The 24,498-nt window shown below is 51.0% G+C and carries 24 protein-coding genes; 18 read left to right on the plus strand and 6 right to left on the minus strand.

All coding sequences use genetic code 11. From position 1 onward, the window contains the following. Positions 1-42: 42 nt before the first annotated feature. From J1784_RS12315 to J1784_RS12325, 3 genes are all read left to right on the plus strand, one after another. Positions 43-1,545: a pyocin knob domain-containing S74 family peptidase gene (locus tag J1784_RS12315; protein WP_217149462.1), complete on the plus strand. Its 1,503-nt coding sequence runs from the start codon at positions 43-45 to the stop codon at positions 1,543-1,545. A 111-nt stretch (positions 1,546-1,656) separates the two neighbouring features. Beyond that, positions 1,657-2,079 (plus strand): translesion error-prone DNA polymerase V autoproteolytic subunit, encoded by a 423-nt coding sequence (umuD, locus tag J1784_RS12320; protein ID WP_217149463.1) that lies wholly within the window; start codon positions 1,657-1,659, stop codon positions 2,077-2,079. Next, the gene (locus tag J1784_RS12325; protein WP_217149464.1) at positions 2,079-3,344 is read left to right on the plus strand and encodes a Y-family DNA polymerase; all 1,266 of its coding nucleotides are present in this window, start codon (positions 2,079-2,081) and stop codon (positions 3,342-3,344) included. Before umuD ends, J1784_RS12325 begins: the two co-directional genes overlap by 1 nt. Here the strand turns inward: J1784_RS12325 and J1784_RS12330 are convergent. After that, entirely contained in the window at positions 3,341-4,048 is a 708-nt protein-coding gene (locus tag J1784_RS12330; RefSeq protein ID WP_217149465.1) for an SOS response-associated peptidase family protein, read from the minus strand. The two genes, J1784_RS12325 and J1784_RS12330, sit on opposite strands and share 4 nt — an antisense overlap. 110 nt (positions 4,049-4,158) lie before the next feature. On the opposite strand from J1784_RS12330, the gene J1784_RS12335 reads away from it, so the two are divergent. Both J1784_RS12335 and J1784_RS12340 read left to right on the plus strand, forming a co-directional pair. Further along, positions 4,159-4,623 carry an STM2901 family protein gene (locus J1784_RS12335; RefSeq protein WP_217149466.1) on the plus strand — a complete coding sequence of 155 codons (465 nt, stop codon included), beginning with the start codon at positions 4,159-4,161 and terminating at the stop codon, positions 4,621-4,623. Beyond that, positions 4,608-4,964, plus strand: coding sequence for a DUF1493 family protein (locus tag J1784_RS12340; RefSeq protein WP_217149467.1), 357 nt, complete (start codon positions 4,608-4,610; stop codon positions 4,962-4,964). The genes J1784_RS12335 and J1784_RS12340 overlap by 16 nt, the downstream gene beginning before the upstream one ends. A gap of 22 nt (positions 4,965-4,986) precedes the next feature. Here the strand turns inward: J1784_RS12340 and J1784_RS12345 are convergent, their stop codons facing one another. The 5 genes from J1784_RS12345 to ftrA all read right to left on the minus strand — a co-directional run bounded on the left by J1784_RS12345 (position 4,987) and on the right by ftrA (position 9,472). Then, on the minus strand, positions 4,987-5,469 hold the full coding sequence (locus J1784_RS12345) for an Hcp family type VI secretion system effector (RefSeq protein ID WP_217149468.1): 483 nt from the start codon (positions 5,467-5,469) through the stop codon (positions 4,987-4,989). 462 nt (positions 5,470-5,931) lie between these two features. Further along, positions 5,932-6,288 (minus strand): putative periplasmic lipoprotein, encoded by a 357-nt coding sequence (locus J1784_RS12350; protein WP_217149469.1) that lies wholly within the window; start codon positions 6,286-6,288, stop codon positions 5,932-5,934. 83 nt (positions 6,289-6,371) lie between these two features. Next, complete coding sequence (locus tag J1784_RS12355; RefSeq protein WP_217149470.1) at positions 6,372-7,253, minus strand: hypothetical protein; 882 nt, start codon at positions 7,251-7,253, stop codon at positions 6,372-6,374. Continuing rightward, a complete protein-coding gene (locus J1784_RS12360; RefSeq protein ID WP_217149471.1) occupies positions 7,246-7,983 on the minus strand; it encodes a HipA family kinase in 738 nt (245 codons plus the stop codon). The genes J1784_RS12355 and J1784_RS12360 overlap by 8 nt, the downstream gene beginning before the upstream one ends. Before the next feature lie 475 nt (positions 7,984-8,458). Beyond that, a complete protein-coding gene (gene ftrA / locus J1784_RS12365) occupies positions 8,459-9,472 on the minus strand; it encodes a transcriptional regulator FtrA (RefSeq protein ID WP_238485503.1) in 1,014 nt (337 codons plus the stop codon). A gap of 114 nt (positions 9,473-9,586) precedes the next feature. Here ftrA and J1784_RS12370 point away from each other — a divergent pair, with 114 nt between their 5' ends. From J1784_RS12370 to J1784_RS12430, 13 genes are all read left to right on the plus strand, one after another. Further along, entirely contained in the window at positions 9,587-11,059 is a 1,473-nt protein-coding gene (locus J1784_RS12370) for an MFS transporter (RefSeq protein WP_217149472.1), read from the plus strand. A gap of 198 nt (positions 11,060-11,257) precedes the next feature. Next, positions 11,258-11,554 (plus strand): hypothetical protein, encoded by a 297-nt coding sequence (locus J1784_RS12375; protein ID WP_217149473.1) that lies wholly within the window; start codon positions 11,258-11,260, stop codon positions 11,552-11,554. 8 nt (positions 11,555-11,562) lie between these two features. Then, positions 11,563-12,156, plus strand: coding sequence for a hypothetical protein (locus tag J1784_RS12380; protein ID WP_217149474.1), 594 nt, complete (start codon positions 11,563-11,565; stop codon positions 12,154-12,156). A gap of 102 nt (positions 12,157-12,258) precedes the next feature. Next, positions 12,259-13,953: a methyl-accepting chemotaxis protein gene (locus J1784_RS12385; protein WP_217149475.1), complete on the plus strand. Its 1,695-nt coding sequence runs from the start codon at positions 12,259-12,261 to the stop codon at positions 13,951-13,953. A 69-nt stretch (positions 13,954-14,022) separates the two neighbouring features. Then, the gene (locus tag J1784_RS12390) at positions 14,023-15,693 is read left to right on the plus strand and encodes a methyl-accepting chemotaxis protein (protein WP_217149476.1); all 1,671 of its coding nucleotides are present in this window, start codon (positions 14,023-14,025) and stop codon (positions 15,691-15,693) included. A gap of 82 nt (positions 15,694-15,775) precedes the next feature. Beyond that, positions 15,776-16,648: a protein-glutamate O-methyltransferase CheR gene (gene cheR / locus J1784_RS12395; protein WP_120508217.1), complete on the plus strand. Its 873-nt coding sequence runs from the start codon at positions 15,776-15,778 to the stop codon at positions 16,646-16,648. Continuing rightward, entirely contained in the window at positions 16,648-17,697 is a 1,050-nt protein-coding gene (locus J1784_RS12400; RefSeq protein WP_217149477.1) for a protein-glutamate methylesterase/protein-glutamine glutaminase, read from the plus strand. The genes cheR and J1784_RS12400 overlap by 1 nt, the downstream gene beginning before the upstream one ends. Positions 17,698-17,743: 46 nt before the next feature. Continuing rightward, on the plus strand, positions 17,744-18,133 hold the full coding sequence (gene cheY / locus J1784_RS12405; protein WP_120131074.1) for a chemotaxis response regulator CheY: 390 nt from the start codon (positions 17,744-17,746) through the stop codon (positions 18,131-18,133). A gap of 10 nt (positions 18,134-18,143) precedes the next feature. Continuing rightward, complete coding sequence (gene cheZ / locus J1784_RS12410) at positions 18,144-18,788, plus strand: protein phosphatase CheZ (protein ID WP_112291593.1); 645 nt, start codon at positions 18,144-18,146, stop codon at positions 18,786-18,788. Between the two features lie 211 nt (positions 18,789-18,999). Beyond that, positions 19,000-20,154 (plus strand): flagellar biosynthesis protein FlhB, encoded by a 1,155-nt coding sequence (gene flhB, locus J1784_RS12415; RefSeq protein WP_217149478.1) that lies wholly within the window; start codon positions 19,000-19,002, stop codon positions 20,152-20,154. Continuing rightward, entirely contained in the window at positions 20,147-22,231 is a 2,085-nt protein-coding gene (gene flhA / locus J1784_RS12420; protein ID WP_217149479.1) for a flagellar biosynthesis protein FlhA, read from the plus strand. The genes flhB and flhA overlap by 8 nt, the downstream gene beginning before the upstream one ends. 1 nt (position 22,232) lies before the next feature. Beyond that, positions 22,233-22,649, plus strand: a complete 417-nt coding sequence (locus tag J1784_RS12425) for a flagellar protein FlhE (protein ID WP_217149480.1) — start codon at positions 22,233-22,235, stop codon at positions 22,647-22,649. A gap of 197 nt (positions 22,650-22,846) precedes the next feature. Beyond that, positions 22,847-24,424: an ABC transporter substrate-binding protein gene (locus J1784_RS12430; protein WP_217149481.1), complete on the plus strand. Its 1,578-nt coding sequence runs from the start codon at positions 22,847-22,849 to the stop codon at positions 24,422-24,424. Positions 24,425-24,498: the final 74 nt, after the last annotated feature.

The raw sequence follows: 24,498 nt of genomic DNA on the forward strand, positions 1-24,498 counted from the left end.
ACCCGCTTCGGCGGGTTTTTTATTATCTGGAGTAACGCAAACATGGCTTGGTATAAAACAGGCACAGTCGCGGTGGCGGCAACAAAGGTCACCGGTACCGGCACTAACTTTTTGGATGCCAAATTCGGCATCGGACCGGGGCAGGCCTTTTTGCTCCCAGCATCGGGTACCGTTAAAATCTATGAAATCGCCAGCGTTGAGGATGCAACTCATCTGACTCTTACCACATCAGCCGGAACCGTGGCTGCTGGAGCCGCTTACGCGGTGATGAGCTTTTATACGGATTCGATACCTGACTTTTCCAAACGCCTGGCCGCGCAGCTGGGTTACTACCAGTCACAGATGGACGGTTGGCAAACTATCATGACGGGAACTGGCGCTGTCAGTGTGACGGCCCCTGACGGGACGGTGGTAAATATCAGTAGTTTTGCAAAACTGACGTCCGACATGGCAAAAGCTTACACCGACGGTGGTCTTCTGAATGCTACGGTGACGCCAAACAGTCTGGGGAATGTGACTGATTTCAATATTTACTACCAGACAGCAAACGCGAATGCGATCCTTGACAACGGATACCCGATTGCAAAAGCAGGGACGCTTTATGTGACTAAGTCAGCCTATGGCTGCCAGCAAATGTACATCACATTCCAGGGAGAGGCGTTTGTTCGTGGACTCACCGGTGCTTTCACCCCAGCAGCGCCTAATTGGTCAGACTGGTGGCCGATTTTCACAGGTAAAAATATTATTCCTGTTGCCAATGGAGGAACCGGGGCAACTACAGCCGCCGCAGCACGTACCGCATTAGGCGCAGCGCCCACTGCTGCCCCAGTGTTCACCGGGGGGGTAACTCTGAATGGGACTGTTGCTATTGAAGGGACGCAGTTAAACCTAAGGGCTTCCGCATCCTCTGGCGGCTGGCCGTTCTTCGTCACTTTTATGGCTGGCCAGGGTAATAACCTTGCATATTCTCGTATGTACTCCGAGAACAGTGGTGATTTGACAATGGCTACAGCTGTGAATGGTAGCCCCAAATATTTCCAACATACTGCCAGTGGGGATCTTCTGGTTCCGAGGAATATTCAGTGTGTGTCCCTTACTCAAACGTCTGACCGTGATAAGAAAGACTTCATCACGCCGATCCTCAATGCGCTGGATAAAATTAACGCCATTGACGGCGTTACCTTCACATGGAAGACGGATGGCACACCATCAGCGGGTGTGATTGCTCAGGATTTGATGAAAGTGTTGCCTGAAGCCATTGGCTCGACCTTCGATGAGAACGACGAGTACGGCACAGAGGAACAGCAGGTAGAGAAGCAAGTTATGGACGAAGAGGGCAATACGACCAGAGTGACTGAAACGGTCAGCGTGACCAAGCTGGTCCGCAAGCGTGACGAATCGAAACGGTCATACACTGTGGAATACAACGGTGTTATTGCGCTGGCCGTGCAGGCTATCAAAGAGCTTTCAGAAAAGGTTGCAGCAATGGAAGCTTACATCGGGCCTGAAAATCTGGCCACCATGTCAAAAGAACCCACCACATAATTTCTTCCCTTGCCGATCAGCGGCATAACAGAAATGTTGATGATCGGGCTTTTCAGCACGTAATGCCCATGATTATACTGTATGCATGAACAGTGTTTATGGGCGTGAATTATGAATATCTTTTACCCAATTCCTGAGCCAATAAAGCTCATGATCCCTTTCTTTCAAGATAAAGTACAGGCAGGATTTCCTTCTCCTGCACAAGACTATATTGAGAAAGGTATTGATTTAAATGAGCTTTGCGTGAATCACCCTGCAGCGACTTACTTTGTAATGGCAACCGGCATGAGCATGATGGATGCGGGCATCTATGAGGGATCATTGCTTGTGGTTGACCGCAGCCTGCAGGCAAAGCACGGTGACATAATCATCGCTTCATTGGCAGGAGAATACACAGTCAAACGGCTTTGTACGCACCCAGTCTTTCAACTTGTGCCTATGAATCCCGATTTCCCCCCAATTGTCTTGCATGACGGCGGTGATGAGTTGGAAGTCTTCGGGGTCGTCACCTTCAGTATTAACGGGTTTCAATAATGTTTGCCCTGGCTGATGTGAATAGCTTCTATGCCAGTTGCGAAACTGTGTTCAGGCCGGACTTAAAGGGGCGACCTGTAGTGGTTCTCAGCAACAACGACGGGTGTGTCATTGCCAGAAGTGCTGAGGCCAAAAAGCTTGGCATCAAGATGGGCGACCCATTTTTCAAAATGCGTGACCTTTTCGACAAGCACAATATTGTCACATTCAGCAGCAACTATGCGCTTTATGCAGACATGAGTTCACGTGTCATGACCGTGCTTGAGGAAATGTCTCCGGCGGTCGAGGTCTATTCTATTGACGAAGCCTTCATGAATTTACAAGGCGTCAGTAATTGTCAAAATCTGGAAGAGTTCGGGCGCGAAGTGAGGGCGAAAGTTCTGCAATGGACTGGGCTCACGGTTGGCGTAGGCATTGCGCCAACTAAGACTCTCGCTAAGTTGGCTAACCATGCTGCAAAGAAATGGACGAAGACAGGAGGTGTTGTTGACCTTTCACTACTTGCAAGACAACGTAAGCTTATGGCCTTAGTGGACGCTGGGGATGTGTGGGGTGTGGGTAGGCGTATATCGAAAAAGCTTAATGACATGGGCATAAAGACAGCACTGCAGTTAGCGGATACGCCAACGCCGCTGATCCGTAAGAATTTTAATATCGTGCTTGAACGCACAGTAAGAGAGCTGCGCGGTGAGCCGTGTTTAGAGCTTGAGGAATTTGCGCCGACCAAACAGCAAATCGTCTGCTCTCGCTCATTCGGTGACCGGGTGACGGAATATGACCTGATGCGTGAAGCGATATGCAGCCATGCAGTGCGGGCGGCAGAGAAGCTGCGCGGGGAGCATCAGTACTGTCGCCATATTTCTGCATTCATCAAAACAAGCCCGTTCGCTGTGAATGAAGTCTATTACGGCAAAACTGCAGGTACAAAGTTGCAGATTCCCACTCAGGACAGCCGCGATATCGTAGCCGCTGCCACGCAGTGCCTAGATGCAATCTGGCAGGATGGCCACAGGTTTCAGAAGTGCGGAGTTATGCTGGGTGATTTTTATAGCCAAGGGGTGGCGCAACTTGGTCTATTTGATGAGTACAAACCACGTTCAAATAGTGAACAGTTGATGGCTGTGCTTGATGGTATCAATCACAGTGGAAAAGGGCGTGTCTGGTTTGCGGGGCAAGGTATTCAAAAGTCATGGGAAATGAAACGCCAGATGCTATCTCCCGCCTACACAACGCGCTTCAGTGATTTGATGCGCGTGAAAGTCTAAATGAGCGGATCAGATATTGGTTCAATCAACTCAGGTCCGTTATTTCTGATACTACCTACCTTCTTTGTTACCGGGTGCCACTCAAATTTACCCGGTGGAACAGACTCTGTTTCGGCAATTTCAAGAGCCCGTTCAGGGGAAGTATCAACATCCAGCCATTCCAGCGCTTGTACGCGGTCAAGAACGAGCGGACGGCGGTCATGTATGTCTAACAGCCCTTTATCACTTGCTGCCGTTACAATAACGAAACCATCATCGTCCGGAGCTTCTGGCGCCTCCGGATGAAAACGGCTTATGGCAGCGAAGAACAGCGGAGTGTGTGCTCTGTGGTAAATGAAGTACGGCTGTTTGATCTTCGCGTCAGAAGGGTCTTTCTTCCATTCAAACCACCCATCGGCCATTACTAATGCCCGCCCATTTTCGAACAACGGTTTAAACATGCGGCTCGTTGCGACCGTTTCGACGCGTGCGTTTATCATGGGCGGACGCTTTGACTCTTTCGCCCATCCTGGCTGATATCCCCAATTCAGCGGGTCAAGATAGATTTTATCGTCACGCTGATTGAGCAGAAGAACGCGAGTACCAGGCGCGACGTTATAACGGTCGAGTGGGATATCATCGATGGCGCTGGCAAACTCCCTGTCAGGCGCCAGAACTTCAATATAATGCGATCGGGGTTCGTACTGGGAGAAACGTCCACACATAAAGAATCCTCCAAAGCGAGGTTTCAAGTATAGCTTGTTAAGACGATATATTGCTCAGCAAGGGATAGTGGGAGTATGCTAAAACCCTTCTTTTCAAAAGGATATTGAGAATGGACACAACTGAAGAGCTCGGTGGAACGTATTTCTACCACGGGCACGCAAACGTAACTGCCCCAGAACTATTTAACCTTATATTGATAGAAAGCTTCGCTGACCGGACTGGGATAGAAGTTTCAAGTGCTGCACTCATCCTCTCAGGGCAGCCCTGGATACCAACGCGCGGTAAACCCGCTGGCACTACCGCCGGAACTAGCGTGGCGTCAAAACTATCGCGAGCGGTTTTCAAAGATATGAGATTTCCCCCCGGCGTCAGCATGTACATGCCTACCGGTAAAAATCTCAAAACGTTGAGTTTTGCTAAAACCAACAGGGTAGGTGCATTTATCGGTAGATCGATTCCTTGGCTTGGCTATGCTGAAATCGTGATTCTATTGCAGTTGGTAGCTGCAGACACACGGCGAAAATACAATCTCATTGCCCGGCCATCAGACAAAATTGCATGGACCTCATTCTGATGACTGAAGAAGAAATCGAAAATCAGGTTCTGGAATTTTTCCGGCAAGAACTCTCAATACCGATTTCAGAAGATTGGAAAGAAATCGCCTTAGGATTTGATACGCCACTTCAGGATTATGCGCTTGGCGACGAGCTTATGGATGCCATCAATGATTATGATGAAAAGTTTGGCGTGGACATGTCTGTAATGAGTTTGGCACCTTACTATCCTTGGGAAAATCTTCCGTTATTAACCCGTTGGTTTAAGGCCAGGAAAGAAGAAGTAGAGAAGAGACGAAAGCCCCTAACGGTGCGCATGTTCGCCGAGTCGGCTATTGCGCAGTTATGGCTATATGACTAAGGGGCTTTCGCCCCTTTTTAAATCATGCAGTCTGACGATCATTCCACGAGTCGGAAAATATGATGTTTCCATCATTATGCTTCCATGTAATCTTCTCGTATCTAAGTTCAACCGTCTCCATGTGATTGTCGTTAGGATTACTGTTTGATGCCATAGCTGGCGTGATTGAAACGATACGCACCTTTTCTAACAGCATGTTGAAGTATTCCACTTCCTGGCCGGCATCGTTTATACGATACCATTTGATCTCGGCAGACTCGAGGTTCTGGCCAGTCGCTACAGCTTTATAAATATAAGGGCTGGAACAGTCAAAATCTTTCACGATCAACAGAGGCGAATGCATGCGCGTGCCTGTGACTTTGCCCGTAGCATTATCAGTAGGGATCATCAGGTTGTGGTGAAAACCTTTGACCTCGATGCTTTTTTCACGATCTTTGACATCCACACCGCCATTGATCAACGCCCCACCATCATCTTTAAGCCATAAGTAAGCTGGTATTGCCATAACAATAAACCCATTAATAAATTGTGGATTTAAGTTATGCCAGTAGAGCTGAATAGACAATTAGGAAACGCGGGTAAACGTAATTTTCAGAAGTTTATTATGTGTTAAAGAATATCGATTACAGGCACAAGAAAAACCGGCTCGTTGGACAGGAAGAAAAAATAAAAAAGCCCTCGAGAAGAGGGTCAGTGAATCATCACAAAAATTTAGTTAGGAACAGGAGGGTTACTCCTTTGTTAACAATAACTGATAACTATAATTTGGCTTAAGTATCTTTAGTTTCGTAGTTAAAAAAAGAGCCCGTGTTAACGACGGGCTATCAGTAGGTAGGTATTCATGGCCTTTGCAGGCTTGCTGTTCTTGTGTCAGCTGATTTGAGAATAGTGCAGAGTGGTGTTTTTGCCAGATTTCAGGCACAAAAAACCCGGCTCAATGGCCGGGTTGAATAATGATTTCGGTTTATTAACTGGCGTTCTCGCAACCTGGCTGGCCACGGTCAATAACTTCAGTTCCTTCGACTAGGAAGCCGAACTTACCAAACAAGAAGGAGTGGTTGAACTGGGTTACAACAACATCAGACAGCGCCACAGAACACTTATTCTTCTCAATAGCTCGGTCAATAGCTGTTTTAACGTTTGGAATGCCGAGTGGGAAGATAACAACTGGGGCTGAATCTTCCGCTGTGACGCGCGCACCTTTAACGAAGTTGTTGGAATTAATATTGTAGTTTTTCGTGCTTGCTACGGTTAAATCTGCAACTCGTGAGCTGCATCCTGCCAATAACATTACCACTGCGGCTAAAGCCAATGCCTTATTCATTCTTTATTTCCTATGATTGCAATAGGAAATATCTTATCACACTATATAGTTTAGGACACAAAAAAACCGGCTCGGTGGCCGGGTTAAGCGACTTGTTGTTCTGCTTTAATTAGACGAGCAGCTGCTTGTTGAACGGTGGTAACAGGAACAACTCTAATCGAGTGCTTATCACCAATCTCTTGCAATGTATGAAGAGCCTCATTTAATTTAACAAATTGAGGTTTTCCATATGTTGGATCATCATCCTGTGGTCGATATACCAAGAATTCAAATGTATTTCGTGTAAATATATCATGATCTTTAACAGATAATAGGTCTAATATTCTTGCTTTGTTACGGTCTAAGTGGTTTGCAAGATTTGTTGGTATCAATCGATCAGTATTAATAGCGATATTTGTGCTCAAATAAAATATTTTTGCAGCCCTTGCCTGTCCATCAACCTTAAATTCTTTGTTGAAGTATTGCTCAAATGATGGCTTATCACTTATCACTTTTGCTTTAAACTGGCTAGCCCATGTATTTTCAGATGAGTACCTTTCATCGTTCTCATCCTCAGAAGAAAAGAAATCTAAGGATGACAGACTTGCTGTTAATTGTACCGCTTGCCTTAAAACACCAGTCATGTCGCTGGATTGTGCGTGCGATACTTCACCTAACCTAGCAGCAACAACTGGTGACACCCACCCAGAAAAGTTATTATATTTTTTTAGATGACTCTCTAGGCTTTGAATAATCAATTCAATAATTGAGTTAAAATTATTACTTTTATTACCATACATGGCTTTTACAACATGTGGACGGATCGCGTTACAGACTCTTACAGAGCCATCTTCAGCATACGCGGCTATAATCACAGTGAATTTTTCCCCAGAACCCATCATAGGTTCAAGGTAAACAGGAGCCCAATTAGCCGTAAAATTCGGGGCTCGTTGTGCGATAGTAAAAAGTTCTTTGTAATTAAGCATTTAAAAAATCCGATTGAGATGCACCAGCCCGTATACTAATCATAGATTTTAGCAGGTTTTGCCTCACAGACAAGAAATCCCCCAGGGAATCTACAATAACTTTATCGCCAATGAGACTGCCAATTGCATTCTCAACAACATGGTTAGAAATTAAATTGTCAGTCCAAAAATTACCATTGTTGGATATTTCATTTTTTTCTATTTCATTCTTGCAAATATTAACTGCTAATGAAAACAGCTGATTATCCCACCTGGTTGGCGAAGTCTCTGGCGGATATGATGCATGTAAAGTCAAACCATGGTCTATTAGGTGAAACTCATTTCCATCGTAAAGTAAATTTCCTGGGTGCCGGTCAGCATTAAAAATTAGTTCATCAAAGAATGATGCTGATTGTAAGTGAACCCATTTTTTCAACTTCTCTATGATAAATTCTTTTTCAGAATCTTTTGCGAGATAATGAGAAAGGTTTGGATAACCAATATCACTACTGCCGAAAAGTGGCTTTTCTTCTATGTCAAAAAGTAAAATAGGCTCAGGGATTGGAAGGTTAAGTTCTCGACCGATTTGTGCACATAAAACTTCGCAAAGTAATTCTCTATCAGGAAGATACTTGGCTATAACTTGTATCTCTTCATTGCAGACGAAAGCAAATCCTCTTCGCGCCCCGTTTATTCCTTCTCCAACGGGACGAGAACCCTCCAGAAGAATGCCGACCTTTAACGCTTCCATTAGATTTATCTCCAATTTCCCGGCAAAATAAGATTAACGCCCCGATCTTTGCCAGGTGCGCTGCTGTATGTATTTTTCGGCAAATGCCGCAAAAACTCAGAGCATAATAGATCCGAAAGGGTTCAACACAAATACTGGGGATATATCAGGGGAGAGGGGGGGTATATAACCGATCAGAGCATTCAACCTCAAGGCCTCTGACCGGTTGCTGTCATGACAGGGAAAAAATATTTATGGCTTGTTTTGTTGAAAAAACATTCCCCAAAACCATTTTCAACTATATGAAGTAAAAGGGATTTATTTAGCGCTCAACGTCATTGGATTTACTCGGAAAAGTAGTGTTATCTGATTGATTAAAAAGTATTTAATACAGTTTTAACAGTGCTGCCGTACAGGCAGCTTAGAAACACATCAACCGAGCAACCCCGCTCAGGTTCACGTTCACTGCCGTACAGGTATCACATCTTTCACAAATTCATCCCACCAGACTTCTTTCCAAAAACTCTTTCCGCCATTTTGTCGGCGTCGTCCCCAGCCGCTGGCGGAAGTGATGACGCAGGGTTTCCGGTGAGCCAAATCCTGCCTGTTCGGCGACGCGATCAATACTTAAACTGCCGTTTTCCAGCAGGGCACAGGCTTTTTCCAGCCGCACGGTCAGCATCCATTCGCCCGGCGTACTGCCGGTAGCATCGTGAAAACGACGCAGGAAAGTCCGGCGGCTCATCCCTGCCTGCGTGGCGAGTTGTTCAATGACCAGCGGCGTATTGAGATGGCTGCGCAAATCATCCAGCATGGGCGCGAGCGTTTTGGTCTGGTGGCGCGGAACCGGCTGCTGGATAAGCTGCGCCTGATTTCCCTCACGCAGCGGCGGTGTCACCATACGTCGTGCCGTTCGGTTGGCGACTTCAATGCCGTAATCACGACGGATCAGATGCAGACATAAATCGACGCCCGCCGCGCCACCGGCTGAGGTAATTATGCTGCCCTCATCGACATAAATCATGCCGTGCTCGACCTGTACGTTGGGAAATCTCTGTGCCAGGACGTCGGTGCTGTTCCAGTGCGCGGTGGCGCGTTTGCCGTCAAGCAAACCGGCAGCGCCAAGCACGAAACTTCCCGCGCAAATCGATACAATTCTCGTCCCGTTTTGATGCGCTTTTTGCAGTGCCGCAATCAGCAGCTCAGAAGCCGGTTCGTGAATGCTCCGCCAGCCCGGGATAACAATCGTTCCGGCGTCTTCGAGCAATTCCAGCCCGCCATCGACCACCAGCCGGACGCCGCCTTGTGCGCCAAAGGTTCCTTCTTCTACAGACGCAACGGATAACTCGTAAAGTGGTTCGCCGGTAAGTTCATCGGCGCGACCGAAGGCTTCAACCGCAATGCCGAATTCAAAAGTACACAGACATTCATAAGCCAGCAGAACCAGACGCCGGTTTTTCGGGGCATGAGAATGGGCAGAGGCAATCGTCTTCATTTCAGCTTTGAGCATTAAAGTGAATCCTCATATTGGCATGATCTTGACGATACATGGCATCGGGCCTGATTTCTACCGCGCGCGCAATCTTACATGCTGTCGTTCTCTGAACATTTGCAGGAATACGGTATGAAGAACACCCTGGCACTGATGGCAGTCTGTCTGGCAGCGCTGATGTCCGGACTGGAAATCTCCAGCGTTCCGGTGATTTCGCCGGTACTAGAACAGCAATTACACGCCAGTTTTCGCAAGTTACAGTGGATTATGAATGCCTACACGCTGGCCTGTACGACAGTGCTGATGGCGACAGGTACGCTGGCCGACCGCTATGGACGCAAGCGGATATTCATTATCAGCATCGCTGCTTTCGGGCTGACGTCTCTGATGTGCGGTCTGGCCGGCAGTGCAGCCTGGCTGATTGCCGGACGCTTTCTGCAGGGACTGAGCGGCGGCGCCATGCTGACGTGCCTGATTGCGATTTTGTCGTCACAATTTCCGCAAGGAAAGGCACGCAGTCAGGCCTTTGCTGCCTGGGGGATTACGTTTGGTTTCGGACTGGGGTTTGGGCCGGTTATCGGCGGCATGCTGGTGGCGTGGATGAGCTGGCATTGGGTATTTCTGATCCACGTATTTATCTCCATCATCACGCTGGTTCTGGCACTTATCAACGTGGTGGAATCGCGGGACACACAGGCGAAAAAGCTTGATGCGGGCGGTTTGCTGACGCTTTCTGCCACCGTACTGGGCGCGACGTATCTCATCACGCAGGGGAGTGTCCTTGGCTGGAGCGGTACGCTGGCACGCACCTTGTTACTGCTAACGTTGCTGAGCGCCGTGTGGTTTGTGCGGATAGAAAAACGTCATCCGCACCCGATGTTTGATTTTTCAGTCTTTCGTATCCGGCCATTTTCCGGTGCGCTGATGGGCTCGATTGGCATGAACTTCAGCTTCTGGCCGCTGATGATTTATCTTCCGGTTTATTATCAGGGCGGGTTGGGCTATGACAGTGTCACAACCGGACTGGCCTTGCTGGCGTATACCTTACCGACATTACTGATGCCGCCGCTGGGCGAAAAACTTACCGCAAGGTTTGGTGCCGCAAGGCTCATTCCGCTGGGGTTATTCACGATAGGAGCGGGCTTTATGCTAATGCAAATTGCTGTCATTTATCATCAAAGCCTGCTCCCCGGTGCGCTGCTGGCGGGCGCTGCACTGGGCATGACCAATACACCCGTCACTAATACGACAACAAGTTCGGTACCCGGTAGCCGCGCTGGCATGGCATCGGGAATGGATATCAGCGCACGGCTGATTACGCTGGCTATCAATATTGCGCTGATGGGCAGTCTGCTGGTTGCGGGCATAGCGGAAAGTCTGAAGAAAATCATACCCGGCGCAGTGAATTATCATGTGCTGGCTGAACGCATTGCCAGTGGCAGTGAAGTGACGTTAGCGCGTAGTCAGGTGGAACAGGCACTGACGGCGGGATTTGCGGGAACTCTGATGTATGGCGCGATTGGCGTCTGGACTCTGGCCCTGATGAGTTATTTATTGTTTAACGTGAGAGGGCAATGCAAGACCACTTCCTGCGAGCCTTACTGACATAGAAAATCAGCGTTGCATAGCCTGCAGCGCTTTTTTGCGTAATGCCTTCCATTTGCCTGAAATATAATCACTTTTCCTACGCATCTTTTTGCAGAATATGGCGTGATAGTCCGGTATGGCGGGGCTTCACGGATTTATATGTGATGCAAAATGATAATTTGATTAAGTACGACAACTGGCGTACATTGAGGCCACATGAGTTTCAGAGAGATCAAATGGAAGGTGATCGAATGTTTAAAGAATGGAAATATTGAATTTGAGGCAAGACGCGAAATTCAGCTAAAGAATTTGTTAAGCACGGGCGACATCTCGCCTTATGAAGTGGCTGCTTTAATCGGCAGGGCTTCCGGGGATAATTATCAGGTTCGTCCGTTCCATTTCGACAGCAGTATTGATGTCCACATTATCACTGTCATGAGTGCCGGGATTCAGTGGTACATCAAGTGGTACTTTACAGAGCCAACCAGTGTTTTCATCAGCGTTCATCATTAAGGAAGAATATGATCATTTATAAAGTAGGGGATGAGAAAAAGGCGGTATGTAGCGTCTGTGAGGCTTTACGGACCGTAAGTTATCAATTGCGCGATGTGCCGTTTGATGATGGCAGCGGTATGGTGAAAAATATCATCGCGGGCGTGTGTAAAACCTGCGACAGCGTCGCGGTGATCCCTTTTCAGTCTGTACCGGCCATCAGAAAACAGTTACAGATACAGCGCAAAGCGGTGGAAAGTCGTGTGCCTGCGCACATGATTGACCTGCTTAATATGGCGAGTGCGCAATTAGGCGCTACGCCGGATTTTGTGCCGTTGCTCCTCAAATATTATATCCATCAGTTGGCATCAAACCCGGAAGCTGCCGGACGTCTGGTGACCCTGATGACGTCCGAACTGGCTACCGGCCTGGCAAATAAGCGCCTGTCCCTTAAGGGGCGTGAAATCGGTAATGATATCGATAAGCTCAAAGTCCTTTCTCAAATCGACAACACCACCGAATTACTCAAAGGTGTGGTGCTGACTATTCATAATGACCTGCTGGTAAACCCTGACGTGCAGCGCATCGCCTTGTTGAAGAGTTTTGTCGCCACTGTTGCCTGACCCCCGTTCTCTCCCGCGAAAAAATCCGATCCTCCTCACATAAAGTTCCCGCACTTTCTGCCGATAACTGTTCCAGATAAATCCAATTCAAAAAGGAACAACATGTTTAACCGTATGAAAGTGGTCACGGGAATCGTGATCTTACTGGTGGTCTTCGGTGCTTTACAGTTGGTATCCGGAGGCTTGTTCTTTAAATCTTTAAAGACAGATAAAGACAACTTCACCACTTCTCAGCAGATCCGTTTACAGCAGGCAGAATTCAATGCCAGCTGGATCTACCTGCTCCAGACCCGTAACACCTTAAACCGTGCCGGTATCCGTTTCATGCTCGACGCTAACCAGATGGGCAGCGGTGCGACGGTAAAAGAGCTGATTGATACGGCAACGAAAGATCTGCAAATCGCCGATCAGCATTTCGCCAATTATCAAAAAATCCCGGTGGATGCCAGCCAGAATCCGCAGTACGCCGCAGATGCGAAAAAACAGTATCAGGTACTTCATGATGCGCTTTCTGAACTGATAGAACTGATTGGTCTGGGCCGCATCAACGACTTCTTCGAGCAGCCTACGCAGCAATATCAGGACAACTTCGAAAAAGCCTTCGTGACCTATATCGATCAGAACGACCATCTCTACAACAACGCGGTGAAAGTGAGTGAAAGCTCCTTTACGCATGCGATGTGGATGTTCGGTACGGTCCTGATTGTATTGCTGATATTCATCATTCTGGCGTGGACCGGCGTGCAGCGCATCCTGATTCATCCTCTGAAAAATATCGTCGATACCATCCGCAAAATTGCAACCGGTGATCTCACGCATGAAATAGTCGTGAAAAGCCGTAATGAAATCGGCCAGCTTGCCGATAGTCTCAAGTACATGCAGGACGAACTGATCCGCACGGTATCCGGGGTACGTCACGGTGCTGATGCCATTTACAGCGGCGCGAGCGAAATTTCGGCGGGTAACAGTGATTTGTCTTCCCGTACAGAACAGCAAGCTTCTGCGCTGGAAGAAACTGCCGCCAGCATGGAACAGCTGACTGCAACGGTGAAACAGAACGCTGAGAACGCCCGTCAGGCAAGCCAGCTGGCACTGAGTGCGTCAGAAACCGCGCAGAAAGGCGGGAAAGTGGTGGCAAACGTGGTTGATACCATGAATGACATCGCCAGCAGCTCGAAGAAAATCACCGACATTACCGGTGTTATCGACGGGATTGCTTTCCAGACTAACATTCTGGCGCTGAACGCCGCGGTCGAAGCCGCCCGTGCAGGCGAGCAGGGACGTGGGTTTGCGGTCGTGGCCGGTGAAGTTCGTACCCTGGCGCAGCGCAGCGCGCAGGCAGCAAAAGAAATTAAAGGGCTGATTGATGATTCTGTCAGCCGCATTAATACCGGTTCAGTACTGGCAGAAAGCGCCGGTGAAACCATGAATGACATGGTGAACGCCGTCACGCGTGTCACCGACATTATGGGCGAAATCACCTCGGCTTCTGATGAGCAGAGCCGCGGGATTGAGCAGGTTGCACAAGCTATTACTGAAATGGATCGGGTGACGCAGCAGAACGCCTCACTGGTTGAAGAATCCGCTTCCGCTTCGGCGGCACTGGAAGAGCAGGCCAGCCTGCTGACGCAATCTGTGGCCGTGTTTACGCTGAGTCAGACCACAAATAACAACGTGCGCCAGAACCCGGCCTCTTCGGCAAGACTGCCTCTGTTGACTCCGAACCTTTCAGGTTCTAAAGCCGGTAAAGGTGGAGCACAAAGTACAGATTTGACCGAAAACTGGGAAACCTTCTGAGCCACGTACATCGCATGCTTTATAGGCAAGATTGTGCCGGTCAGGGCCGGCACATAAAAGAGGTTATCCATGTTTAAGCACATCCGTGTGTCCACCTGCATGTTTTTGTTATTAGTCGTTTTTTTTGTGATGCAACTGGTGAGCAGCGGCTTATCATTGTATGCCGCCCACACGGATAAAATGAATTTTGAACAGATATCAAACACTGCTGAGCAGCGTGATGCGCTTAGTCAGAGCTGGTCTTATCTGCTGCAAACCCGCAACACCCTGAACCGCGCGGCCACGCGTCTGGCACTGAAACAGCCTCAGGAAACCGTCACACAGCTGATGGCCGACGCGAAAAACAGCCTGAAAAGTGCTGAGGATTCCTACGCTGCTTTCCTGGCTCTGCCGCGCAGAACTGAAAAGGCCGCTGAGCTGACCGCCGTTAACAAGGCCAGCTACGAAGCCCTGCACGGCATGTTGCAGGTATTGATTGATTCATTATCGCGTGGCGACATGGATGCGTTTCTCGCCAGCCCGACTCAAAAATATCAGGACCAGTTCCAGAAAGATGTTGGCAATTATGTCGCGTATGTCGGCGGTCGTTTCCAGCAGGCGCAGACCCAGACCGCGGCGTCTTATCAGAGCGTGATGATCAACACCACGGTGATCACTCTGTTATTGCTGGCGCTGACGGCACTGGCGCTGGTAGTTACCCGTCGGATCCTGTTCCGCCCGCTGACCACTATGCGTGCCCATTTTGACCGTATCGGTTCCGGCGATATTTCTGCGCCAATCGCAGTAAAAGGGCGCTATGAAATCAAGGTGATGCTCGAAAGCCTGCAACAGATGCAGACCTCGCTGGCAGAAACGGTGCGTACCGTTCGCCACGGCGCTGACACCATGTTTGCTGGTCTGAAAGGCATTGCGGCAGGCAATACCGACTTGTCTTCACGCACCGAACAACAGGCTTCAGCGTTGGAAGAAACGGCTGCCAGCATGGAGCAGCTGACCGCCACGGTGAAACAGAATGCTGAGAACGCCCGTCAGGCGACGCAGCTGGCGCGTGATGCCTCGAATACCGCTGAGAAAGGCGGCGAACTGACCGGCAATGTGGTGAAAACCATGAATGACATTGCAGGCAGCTCGAAAAAAATCAGCGCCATTACCAGCGTGATTGATGGCATCGCATTCCAGACCAACATTCTGGCGCTGAACGCCGCTGTCGAAGCCGCGCGTGCGGGTGAGCAGGGGCGCGGATTTGCGGTTGTCGCCGGTGAAGTACGCAGCCTTGCGCAGCGCAGCGCGCAGGCAGCGAAAGAAATTAAAGCATTGATCGATGAATCAGTCAGCCGCGTCAGTCAGGGTTCGGTACTGGTGGAATCCGCCGGTAACACGATGGATGACATCGTTCGTGCTGTTACCCGGGTGACCGACATTATGGGCGAAATCGCCTCAGCCTCTGACGAACAAAGTCGTGGCATTGAACAGGTTTCTATTGCCGTGACGCAGATGGATCAGGTGACACAGCAAAACGCCACGCTGGTTCAGCAGGCTGCATCTTCCACGCATACGCTGGAAGCAGAGTCTGAAAACCTGACCCGCGCGGTGTCGGTGTTCCGTCTTGCAACCGCCGCTGGTGCTTTGCCGCGCCACAATGCGCCGGCTCAGGGCTTTACACCACGCCAGCTGGCTCAACCCGCTTTAATTGCCGCGCCCGCGCGCGCAGGTTCTGCGGATAACTGGGAAACCTTCTGACAGGGTCGTCCTGATGAAGAGTCAGCGGATGAAAAGTAATTGGGTACACGTAACACCACCTGTCCATTAATGGAGCTGCACCATGAATCAACCAGGCTCGCCAATGAGTGCTGATAACACTTCGATCATGGCTCAGATGATCCAGCGTTTACCGCTGTCAGATACCCATTTCCGCAGGATAAGTGAACTTATCTATCAGCGTGCGGGAATTGTACTGGCAGACCATAAACGTGAAATGGTCTACAACCGCCTTGTCCGGCGATTACGTATCCTCGGCCTGAATGACTTTGGTAGTTATATGGCGTTGCTGGAAAGTGACAGTAACAGTCCGGAGTGGCAGGCATTTATTAATGCGCTGACTACCAACCTGACGGCGTTCTTTCGCGAGGCGCATCACTTTCCGATTCTGGCGGAACATGCCCGTTCACGCCCGAATAATTACAGTGTGTGGAGCACGGCGGCGTCGACCGGTGAAGAGCCGTATTCTATCGCCATGACGCTCAGTGAAGCGCTCGGTCCGCGCATGGCAAGCTGCCGTATTCAGGCGAGTGATATCGACACACAGGTGCTGGAAAAAGCTACGGCCGGGGTTTATCGCCTCGAAGAGTTGCGCACGCTCAGCCCGCAACAGTTACAAAAATTTTTCCTCAAAGGCACCGGCCCTCACAGTGGTCTGGTGCGTGTGCGTCCCGAGCTGGCGCAGATGGTGGCTTTCCAGCAGCTGAATTTGCTGGCGAACCAGTGGCAGCTGAACGGTCCGTTTGATGCAATTTTCTGCCGTAATGTGATGATTTATTTCGATAAAGAGACACAGGAGAAAATTTTACGCCGATTTGTTCCGTTACTTAAACCGGGTGGTCTGATGTTTGCCGGACACTCCGAGAACTTCAGCCAAATCAGCCGGGAATTTTATTTGCGCGGTCAGACTGTCTACGGTCTCGCCAAGGAGAGGTAATGAATAAAATCAGAGTATTGAGCGTCGATGATTCGGCGTTAATGCGTCAGCTGATGACTGAAATCATTAACAGCCATCCGGATATGGAAATGGTGGCGACGGCGCCGGATCCCCTTGTGGCGCGTGATCTCATCAAAAAGTTCAATCCGGACGTGCTGACGCTGGATGTCGAAATGCCGCGTATGGACGGGCTGGATTTTCTGGAAAAACTGATGCGCCTGCGCCCGATGCCGGTGGTCATGGTGTCGTCGCTGACCGGTAAAGGGTCGGAAATCACCCTGCGCGCGCTGGAACTGGGGGCGATTGATTTCGTCACCAAGCCGCAGCTGGGGATCCGCGAAGGCATGCTGGCTTATAGCGAAATGATTGCCGATAAAATCCGTACCGCGTCAAAAGCGCGTCTCAATAAAAGCGTCAATACCGAACAGCCGCGCATTCTCAGTCATACGCCGTTGCTGAGCAGTGAAAAGCTGATTGCTATCGGGTCATCAACCGGCGGCACCGAGGCGATTCGCCACGTATTGCAACCACTGCCGCCGACCTGTCCGGCGCTGATGATCACGCAACATATGCCACCGGGTTTTACCCGCTCGTTTGCGGAACGTCTGAACAAGTTGTGTCAGATAACCGTAAAAGAGGCCGAAGACGGCGAACGCGTTCTGCCGGGCCATGCGTACATCGCGCCGGGTGACCGGCATATGGAACTGGCGCGCAGTGGCGCTAACTATCAGGTTAAGTTGAACGACGGTCCGGCAGTGAACCGCCACCGTCCGTCGGTTGACGTGTTATTCCGTTCGGTGGCGCAGTACGCCGGACGCAATGCCGTCGGGGTGATCCTGACGGGAATGGGCAATGACGGTGCCGCCGGCATGCTCGAGATGCACCGCGCAGGGGCTTACACCCTTGCACAAAACGAAGCCAGCTGTGTGGTTTTCGGTATGCCTCGTGAGGCTATCGCCACCGGTGGCGTAAACGAAGTGGTGGATCTTAGCCAAATCAGTCAGCGGATGCTGGCACAAATATCAGCCGGTCAGGCATTACGTATTTAATTTTTCAGCCTCGTGCTGGGTAGCAAACCTTAGGAGTAGATAAAACATGGCCGATCCAAATCTGAGATTTCTGGTAGTAGACGACTTCTCTACCATGCGTCGTATCGTGCGCAACCTGCTGAAAGAGCTGGGCTTCAACAACGTTGAAGAAGCAGAAGACGGCGTTGATGCGCTGAACAAACTGCGTTCCGGCGGTTTTGACTTCGTGGTATCCGACTGGAACATGCCAAACATGGACGGTCTGGACTTGCTCAAAACCATCCGTGCTGATGGGGCACTGGCTAAATTGCCGGTGCTGATGGTGACGGCAGAAGCGAAGAAAGAAAACATCGTTGCAGCCGCGCAGGCCGGTGCCAGTGGTTATGTTGTAAAACCATTTACCGCCGCCACGCTGGAAGAAAAACTCGGCAAAATCTTCGAAAAACTGGGCATGTAGGAGCACACCTATGGCAGAGATACCAATGCCTGCAAATGATGCAGCAACCGCGGGCGATATTATCGCCCGCATTGGGCAACTGACCCGTATGTTGCGTGACAGTATGCGTGAACTTGGCCTGGATCAGGCCATTGCTCAGGCAGCCGAAGCGATCCCGGATGCACGCGATCGCCTCGATTATGTGGTCACCATGACAGCCCAGGCCGCCGAACGCGCCCTGAACTGTGTTGAAGCCGCACAACCTCGTCAGAACAAACTTGAATCTGCCGCGAAGAAACTTGATAAGCGTTGGGATGAATGGTTTGAGAATCCGATTGAATTGTCGGATGCACGCGAGTTGGTGACGGACACCCGCAGCTATCTTAAAGAAATCCCTGAGCACACCAGCTTTACCAACGCTCAGCTGATGGAAATCATGATGGCGCAGGACTTCCAGGATCTGACCGGTCAGGTAATCAAACGCATGATGACCGTGGTTCAGGAAATTGAAAATCAGCTGTTAATGGTGCTGATGGAAAATATTCCTGAACAACAGGTTAAGCAGAAACGCGAAACTGACAGCCTGCTCAACGGCCCGCAGCTTGACGCGAACGGCGTCGGCGTGGTCGCTTCACAAGAACAGGTAGACGACCTGCTGGACTCATTAGGTTTCTGATGTGTCCGGACGTGAGCAATAAGCACCTCTTTGTATCTTACTGAGGGGTGTTTTCCCTATCCGCAATTTCAATTTTCGGCATTCATCTGCTGAATAGCCGCTATTTTTCCTCTCTAATTCATCCATAAGACTTCGCCGCTTTTGTCATGCTATGCATGAAATTATGCCCGCTGCGTTTTATGTGCCGGGTAAATGCTGACAGGAACCGCCGGTGGCTGAAGAAAGCGATCTCGAAAAAAGTGAGGCCCCCACCGCACACAGGCTTGAAAAAGCACGTGAAGAAGGGCAAATCCCGCGTTCGCGTGAACTGACCTCCGTGCTGATGCTCGGCGGCGGTTTAACGCTGCTGTGGATGTCCGGCGAATCAATGGCGCGGCAACTTGGGGTGATGATTTCTCAGGGGCTGAAATTCGATCACGGCATGGTCAGCGATGATCGTCAGGTTTTGCAGCAGATGGCGACGCTGCTCGGGCGCGCGGTATGGGCGTTATTGCCGGTAATCGGCGGTCTGGTACTGATCGCACTCGCGGCGCCGTTGTTGCTTGGCGGCCTGATGTTCAGCGGCAAATCCTTTGAATTCAAATTTAGCCGAATGGATCCGATTGCCGGATTCAAACGTTTATTCTCCGGACAGGTGCTGGCCGAACTGCTGAAAGCCATCCTCAAAGCGTTACTGGTCGGCACCGTCGCCGGATTGTATTTGTGGCATAAATGGCCGGACATGATGCGCCTGCTGGCGCAGCCGACCATTCCGGCGCTCGGTGAAGCGCTGAATATGGTGGTGTTCTGCGGGCTGATGGTGGTGCTTGGACTGACGCCGATGGTCGCTTTTGATGTGTTTTGGCAAATCTGGAGCAATCTGAAAAAACTGCGCATGAGTAAGCAGGACATCCGCGACGAACATAAAAGTCAGGAAGGTGATCCGCACGTTAAAGGGCGAATTCGTCAGCAGCAACGTGCTATGGCAAAGCGTCGCATGATGGCCGATGTGCCGAAAGCGGACGTGATAGTCACCAACCCGACGCACTACGCGGTGGCGTTGCAGTACAGTGAAAACAAAATGAGCGCGCCGAAGGTTCTGGCGAAAGGTGCCGGAGAAGTGGCGCTGCGTATCAAAGAACTGGGTGCGGAGCACAAAATTCCGATGCTGGAAGCGCCGCCTCTGGCGCGTGCGCTTTACCGGCACAGTGATATTGGTCAGCAAATTCCGGCGGCATTATATGCGGCCGTGGCCGAAGTGCTGGCCTGGGTTTATCAGCTCAAACGCTGGAAGCGTGAAGGCGGATTAATTCCGAAAAAACCTCAACATTTGCCAGTGCCTGACGGTCTGGATTTTGCAGCAGGAGAGAGTGATACCCATGGCTAATCTGGCCGCGATACTGCGTTTACCCGCCAACTTTAAGTCCGGACAATGGCAGGTGCTGGCAGGTCCAATTCTTATCCTGATCATCCTGTCGATGATGGTGCTGCCGTTGCCACCGTTCATCCTCGACTTGCTGTTTACCTTTAACATTGCACTTTCCATCATGGTGCTGCTGGTGGCGATGTTCACCCAGCGTACTCTGGAGTTTGCCGCGTTCCCGACCATTCTGCTGTTTTCCACCTTATTACGTCTGTCGCTGAACGTGGCCTCGACGCGTGTGATCTTAATGGAAGGTCACACCGGCGGCGCGGCGGCGGGGCGGGTCATCGAAGCATTCGGCCACTTCCTGGTCGGCGGTAACTTCGCCATCGGTATCGTGGTGTTTATCATTCTGGTGCTGATTAACTTTATGGTTATCACCAAGGGTGCCGGACGTATCGCCGAAGTGGGCGCGCGTTTCGTACTCGACGGAATGCCGGGCAAACAGATGGCAATCGACGCGGATCTTAACGCCGGTCTGATTGGCGAAGATGAAGCGAAAAAGCGCCGCAGCGAAGTCACGCAGGAAGCGGACTTCTACGGTTCGATGGACGGTGCGAGTAAATTCGTTCGTGGTGACGCCGTCGCCGGTCTGATGATCATGATCATCAACGTCGTCGGCGGCCTGCTGGTTGGTGTGTTGCAGCACGGAATGGATCTCGGTCATGCGGCTGAAAGCTACACCCTGCTGACCATCGGTGACGGTCTGGTTGCGCAGATCCCTGCGCTGGTTATCTCCACTGCCGCCGGTGTTATCGTGACCCGCGTCGGGACCAACGAAGACGTCGGCGAACAGATGGTGACCCAGCTGTTCCGCAACCCGCGCGTGATGATGCTGAGTGCCGGTGTTCTGGGCTTGCTCGGGATGGTGCCGGGGATGCCCAATCTGGTCTTCCTGATGTTTACCGCTGGCCTGTTAGGCCTGGCATGGTGGACACGCGGACAGGAGCAGAAAAAACCGGCGGCGAAAGAAGATATTCCGGCTGCGGCTGATAACGGCAAACAGATGGTCGAAGCCAGCTGGCAGGACGTGCAGCTTGAAGATCCGCTGGGGATGGAAGTCGGTTACCGCCTGATCCCGATGGTGGACTTTGCGCAAAACGGTGAACTGCTCGGACGTATCCGCAGTATCCGTAAGAAATTCGCGCAGGAAATGGGCTACCTGCCACCGGTTATTCATATTCGTGACAACCTCGAACTGCCGCCTGCGGGCTACCGTATTCTGATGAAAGGTGTGGAAATCGGCACCGGTACGGCACATCCGGGGCGCTGGATGGCGATTAACCCTGGCAGCGCAATTGGCGAACTGCCGGGCGAACCGACGGTGGATCCGGCATTCGGACTGGCGGCTGTGTGGATTGAACCGGCCATGCGCGAGCAGGCGCAAATTCAGGGCTTCACCGTGGTTGAAGCCAGTACCGTGGTGGCGACGCACCTCAATCACCTGATCAGCCTGCACGCAAGAGAACTGTTTGGCCGTCAGGAAACGCAGGAACTGATGGAGCGTGTGACCAAAGAAATGCCGAAGCTGACGGATGATTTCATTCCGGGCGTCATTTCGCTGACCAACATGCACAAAGTGTTGCAGAACTTACTCGCGGAGCGGGTCTCTATCCGCGATATGCGTACCATCGTCGAAACGCTGGCGGAGTACGCGCCGAATCAGCCGGATCCGAACGAACTGACCTCCGTGGTCCGCGTTGCGCTGGGCAGAGCCATCACCCAGCAGTGGTTCCCTGGCAATGGCGAAGTGCAGGTTATCGGCCTCGATACCTCGCTGGAACGCCTGCTGTTACAGGCATTGCAAAGTGGCGGTGGCCTCGAGCCGGGTCTGGCAGATCGCTTGCTGACGCAGTCCGAAGCCGCGTTGCAGCGTCAGGATATGCTCGGCGCGCCGCCGGTGCTGCTGGTGAATCACGCGCTGCGTCCGCTGTTGTCGCGTTTCCTGCGCCGCTCGCTGCCAAATATCGTGGTGATGTCAAATCTGGAAATGACCGACAGCCGCCAGATCCGCATGACTGCTACCATCGGCGGCGAATAATATGCGCCGCGTGGTGATATTGCTGCTGGGAACCCTGAGTCTGTCTGCGATGGCTGCAACAGGCACATGGTCTGACAGCCGCCACGGCGTCACTTTGCAAAATCGTGGCGTGATGATGTCATCGGCGGCACTGGCAGCGACGAATTCCGCACCTGTCAGACAGCGAACGTCCGCGACTATTACCACTATCAGCTGGAAGTACGAACTGTTCGGCGCAAGACCGGCGGGCTTACAAGTGCAGTTGTGTAATACGCAGAATCACTGTGTTGTGCTGGATGCCGGGGGCGGAATGACGAAATCTTTTTATGGCCAGGCCGCGATTTCCCCGCTGAGATTTATCTATTTCGTGCCCGGTACGGGCGCGCTGAATGCGCCACTGCGGGTAGTCAGCAATCAGGTGATTGTGAATTATCAGTAAGGCAAGGCGCAGTAAGGCAGGGCGCATTTCAGTGCACCACACTTTACGTTTGTACTCTCTCACTCCGGTTCTGTTTTCTACTCCCCGTTTCTTAATCTATTTTCCTGAAATACATAGCGTTATTTCATGGTTCGGGCTGTGACGCCGACACTCTACACTCGAAAAAATTGCCTTTTCACCTGTGGAGTATGACCTCAATGAAAGCCCGTGTTCCTTCCCTGTTATTTTTGCTCATGATGGTGGTCACCCGCGTGGACGCCGCAACGCCCGCCGATACGCTGGTGGTGGCCGGTTCGCTTGAAGGTATTATCAGCCTGGATCCGGCGGAAAGTTTTGAAACCGTCAGTTCCGGCAATCTGGTTAACCTGTATCAGCAACTGGTGGCTTCTGACCGTCAGCATCCTGATAAATTGGATCCGGATGCTGCCGCCAGCTGGCAGCCGGGGCCGGACGGTCATAGCCTGATCTTTACCCTTAAACCTGATCAGAAATTTGCCAGCGGCAATCCGCTGACCACTGATGACGTGATTTACTCCTTTACCCGCGTAGTCAAACTCAATAAAAGCCCGTCATTTATTCTGGGAGAACTGGGCTGGACGCCGGAAAATGTCGACGGCAATCTGAAAAAACTGAGTGATGATAAGGTGCAGCTCAGCTGGCCTGCTGATATCGGCAGCGGGTTAGTACTGAGTATTTTATCCGCGCCCGTCGCCGGAATAGTTGACAGCAAACTGCTGAAAGAACATGTCGAACAGAACGATTTCGGCAACAGCTGGCTGCGTTCCCGTTCGGCAGGCAGCGGTGCGTTTGAGGTACGTAATTATGTGCCGCATGAAGCGTTAATCTTCAAACGTAATAAGAACGCGAAGCCTTTGGCCAAACTGGAAAACGTGCTGTTTAAGAACGTCGGTGACCCGTCAACCCGCCGGTTACTGGTGCTCAATGGTGATGCTGACGTGGCGTATGATCTGGGGGCAGACCAGTTCAGCTCGCTGCAAAAAGAAAAGGGCGTGCATGTCGCGCAGTTCCCGGCGGCGAAAGTGTTCTATCTGGCGTTTAACGTCGGCGATACCACACAACCGGCGCTGTCGAATCCGGCTTTATGGGAAGCGGCGCGCTGGCTGGTGGATTATCAGGGCATTTCGACTGACCTGCTCAAAGGCCAGTACGGCATTCATCAGACCTTCCTGCCTGACGGTCTGGCCGGAGCCATTGACGACCAGCCGTTCAAATATGATGTTGCGAAAGCCAAGGCTATTCTCAGCAAAGGCGGTATCGCACCGGGCACCAAAATTGATTTAATCGTGATTAACCAGCCGCCATATTCTGATATCGCACAGGCATTACAGGCCAGTTTTGCCAAAGCCGACATCAATTTAGTGGTGCACCCGCTGGTGGAAAGCGACGTGCTGACCCGTATGCGGGCGCACAAATTCCAGTCCATTTTCACTTACTGGGGCGCGGATTATCTGGATCCAAATACCAACGCGAGCACTTTTGCGTATAACGTTCCCAATGGCCCGAAAACGCTGGCTCAGCGTATTCAGTGGGTAATTCCGGAAATCAGCAAACAGACGCGCGCCGCTGCCGCAGAATCCGATCCGGAAAAACGCAAAGCGCTGTATGCCGATTTACAACGTGAGCTGCAAAAAAGCTCGCCGTTCGTGGTGGCGTTGCAGAGTAAATTGCTGGTGGCAATCCGCGACAACGTGAAGGGCGCGAGCCAGAACGTGGCGGGCAGTCAGCTGTATCTTGATACGGTGAGCAAGGAATAAACCACCGGTCATTTCCCGCCGGAACTCCAAAATTAAAATGCGCAGGGAGGATTTTATCCTCCCTCTTTTATTGT

This window comes from Rahnella ecdela, assembly GCF_019049625.1.
Taxonomy (GTDB): Bacteria; Pseudomonadota; Gammaproteobacteria; order Enterobacterales; family Enterobacteriaceae; genus Rahnella; species Rahnella ecdela.

What these genes read in the sequence shown, in the direction of transcription:
- J1784_RS12315 (WP_217149462.1), top strand. Translation starts at nt 43, where the DNA reads ATGGCTTGGTATAAAACAGGCACAGTCGCGGTGGCGGCAACAAAGGTC.
- umuD (WP_217149463.1), top strand. Translation starts at nt 1,657, where the DNA reads ATGAATATCTTTTACCCAATTCCTGAGCCAATAAAGCTCATGATCCCT.
- J1784_RS12325 (WP_217149464.1), top strand. Translation starts at nt 2,079, where the DNA reads ATGTTTGCCCTGGCTGATGTGAATAGCTTCTATGCCAGTTGCGAAACT.
- J1784_RS12330 (WP_217149465.1), bottom strand. Translation starts at nt 4,048, where the DNA reads ATGTGTGGACGTTTCTCCCAGTACGAACCCCGATCGCATTATATTGAA.
- J1784_RS12335 (WP_217149466.1), top strand. Translation starts at nt 4,159, where the DNA reads ATGGACACAACTGAAGAGCTCGGTGGAACGTATTTCTACCACGGGCAC.
- J1784_RS12340 (WP_217149467.1), top strand. Translation starts at nt 4,608, where the DNA reads ATGGACCTCATTCTGATGACTGAAGAAGAAATCGAAAATCAGGTTCTG.
- J1784_RS12345 (WP_217149468.1), bottom strand. Translation starts at nt 5,469, where the DNA reads ATGGCAATACCAGCTTACTTATGGCTTAAAGATGATGGTGGGGCGTTG.
- J1784_RS12350 (WP_217149469.1), bottom strand. Translation starts at nt 6,288, where the DNA reads ATGAATAAGGCATTGGCTTTAGCCGCAGTGGTAATGTTATTGGCAGGA.
- J1784_RS12355 (WP_217149470.1), bottom strand. Translation starts at nt 7,253, where the DNA reads ATGCTTAATTACAAAGAACTTTTTACTATCGCACAACGAGCCCCGAAT.
- J1784_RS12360 (WP_217149471.1), bottom strand. Translation starts at nt 7,983, where the DNA reads ATGGAAGCGTTAAAGGTCGGCATTCTTCTGGAGGGTTCTCGTCCCGTT.
- ftrA (WP_238485503.1), bottom strand. Translation starts at nt 9,472, where the DNA reads ATGCTCAAAGCTGAAATGAAGACGATTGCCTCTGCCCATTCTCATGCC.
- J1784_RS12370 (WP_217149472.1), top strand. Translation starts at nt 9,587, where the DNA reads ATGAAGAACACCCTGGCACTGATGGCAGTCTGTCTGGCAGCGCTGATG.
- J1784_RS12375 (WP_217149473.1), top strand. Translation starts at nt 11,258, where the DNA reads ATGAGTTTCAGAGAGATCAAATGGAAGGTGATCGAATGTTTAAAGAAT.
- J1784_RS12380 (WP_217149474.1), top strand. Translation starts at nt 11,563, where the DNA reads ATGATCATTTATAAAGTAGGGGATGAGAAAAAGGCGGTATGTAGCGTC.
- J1784_RS12385 (WP_217149475.1), top strand. Translation starts at nt 12,259, where the DNA reads ATGTTTAACCGTATGAAAGTGGTCACGGGAATCGTGATCTTACTGGTG.
- J1784_RS12390 (WP_217149476.1), top strand. Translation starts at nt 14,023, where the DNA reads ATGTTTAAGCACATCCGTGTGTCCACCTGCATGTTTTTGTTATTAGTC.
- cheR (WP_120508217.1), top strand. Translation starts at nt 15,776, where the DNA reads ATGAATCAACCAGGCTCGCCAATGAGTGCTGATAACACTTCGATCATG.
- J1784_RS12400 (WP_217149477.1), top strand. Translation starts at nt 16,648, where the DNA reads ATGAATAAAATCAGAGTATTGAGCGTCGATGATTCGGCGTTAATGCGT.
- cheY (WP_120131074.1), top strand. Translation starts at nt 17,744, where the DNA reads ATGGCCGATCCAAATCTGAGATTTCTGGTAGTAGACGACTTCTCTACC.
- cheZ (WP_112291593.1), top strand. Translation starts at nt 18,144, where the DNA reads ATGGCAGAGATACCAATGCCTGCAAATGATGCAGCAACCGCGGGCGAT.
- flhA (WP_217149479.1), top strand. Translation starts at nt 20,147, where the DNA reads ATGGCTAATCTGGCCGCGATACTGCGTTTACCCGCCAACTTTAAGTCC.
- J1784_RS12425 (WP_217149480.1), top strand. Translation starts at nt 22,233, where the DNA reads ATGCGCCGCGTGGTGATATTGCTGCTGGGAACCCTGAGTCTGTCTGCG.
- J1784_RS12430 (WP_217149481.1), top strand. Translation starts at nt 22,847, where the DNA reads ATGAAAGCCCGTGTTCCTTCCCTGTTATTTTTGCTCATGATGGTGGTC.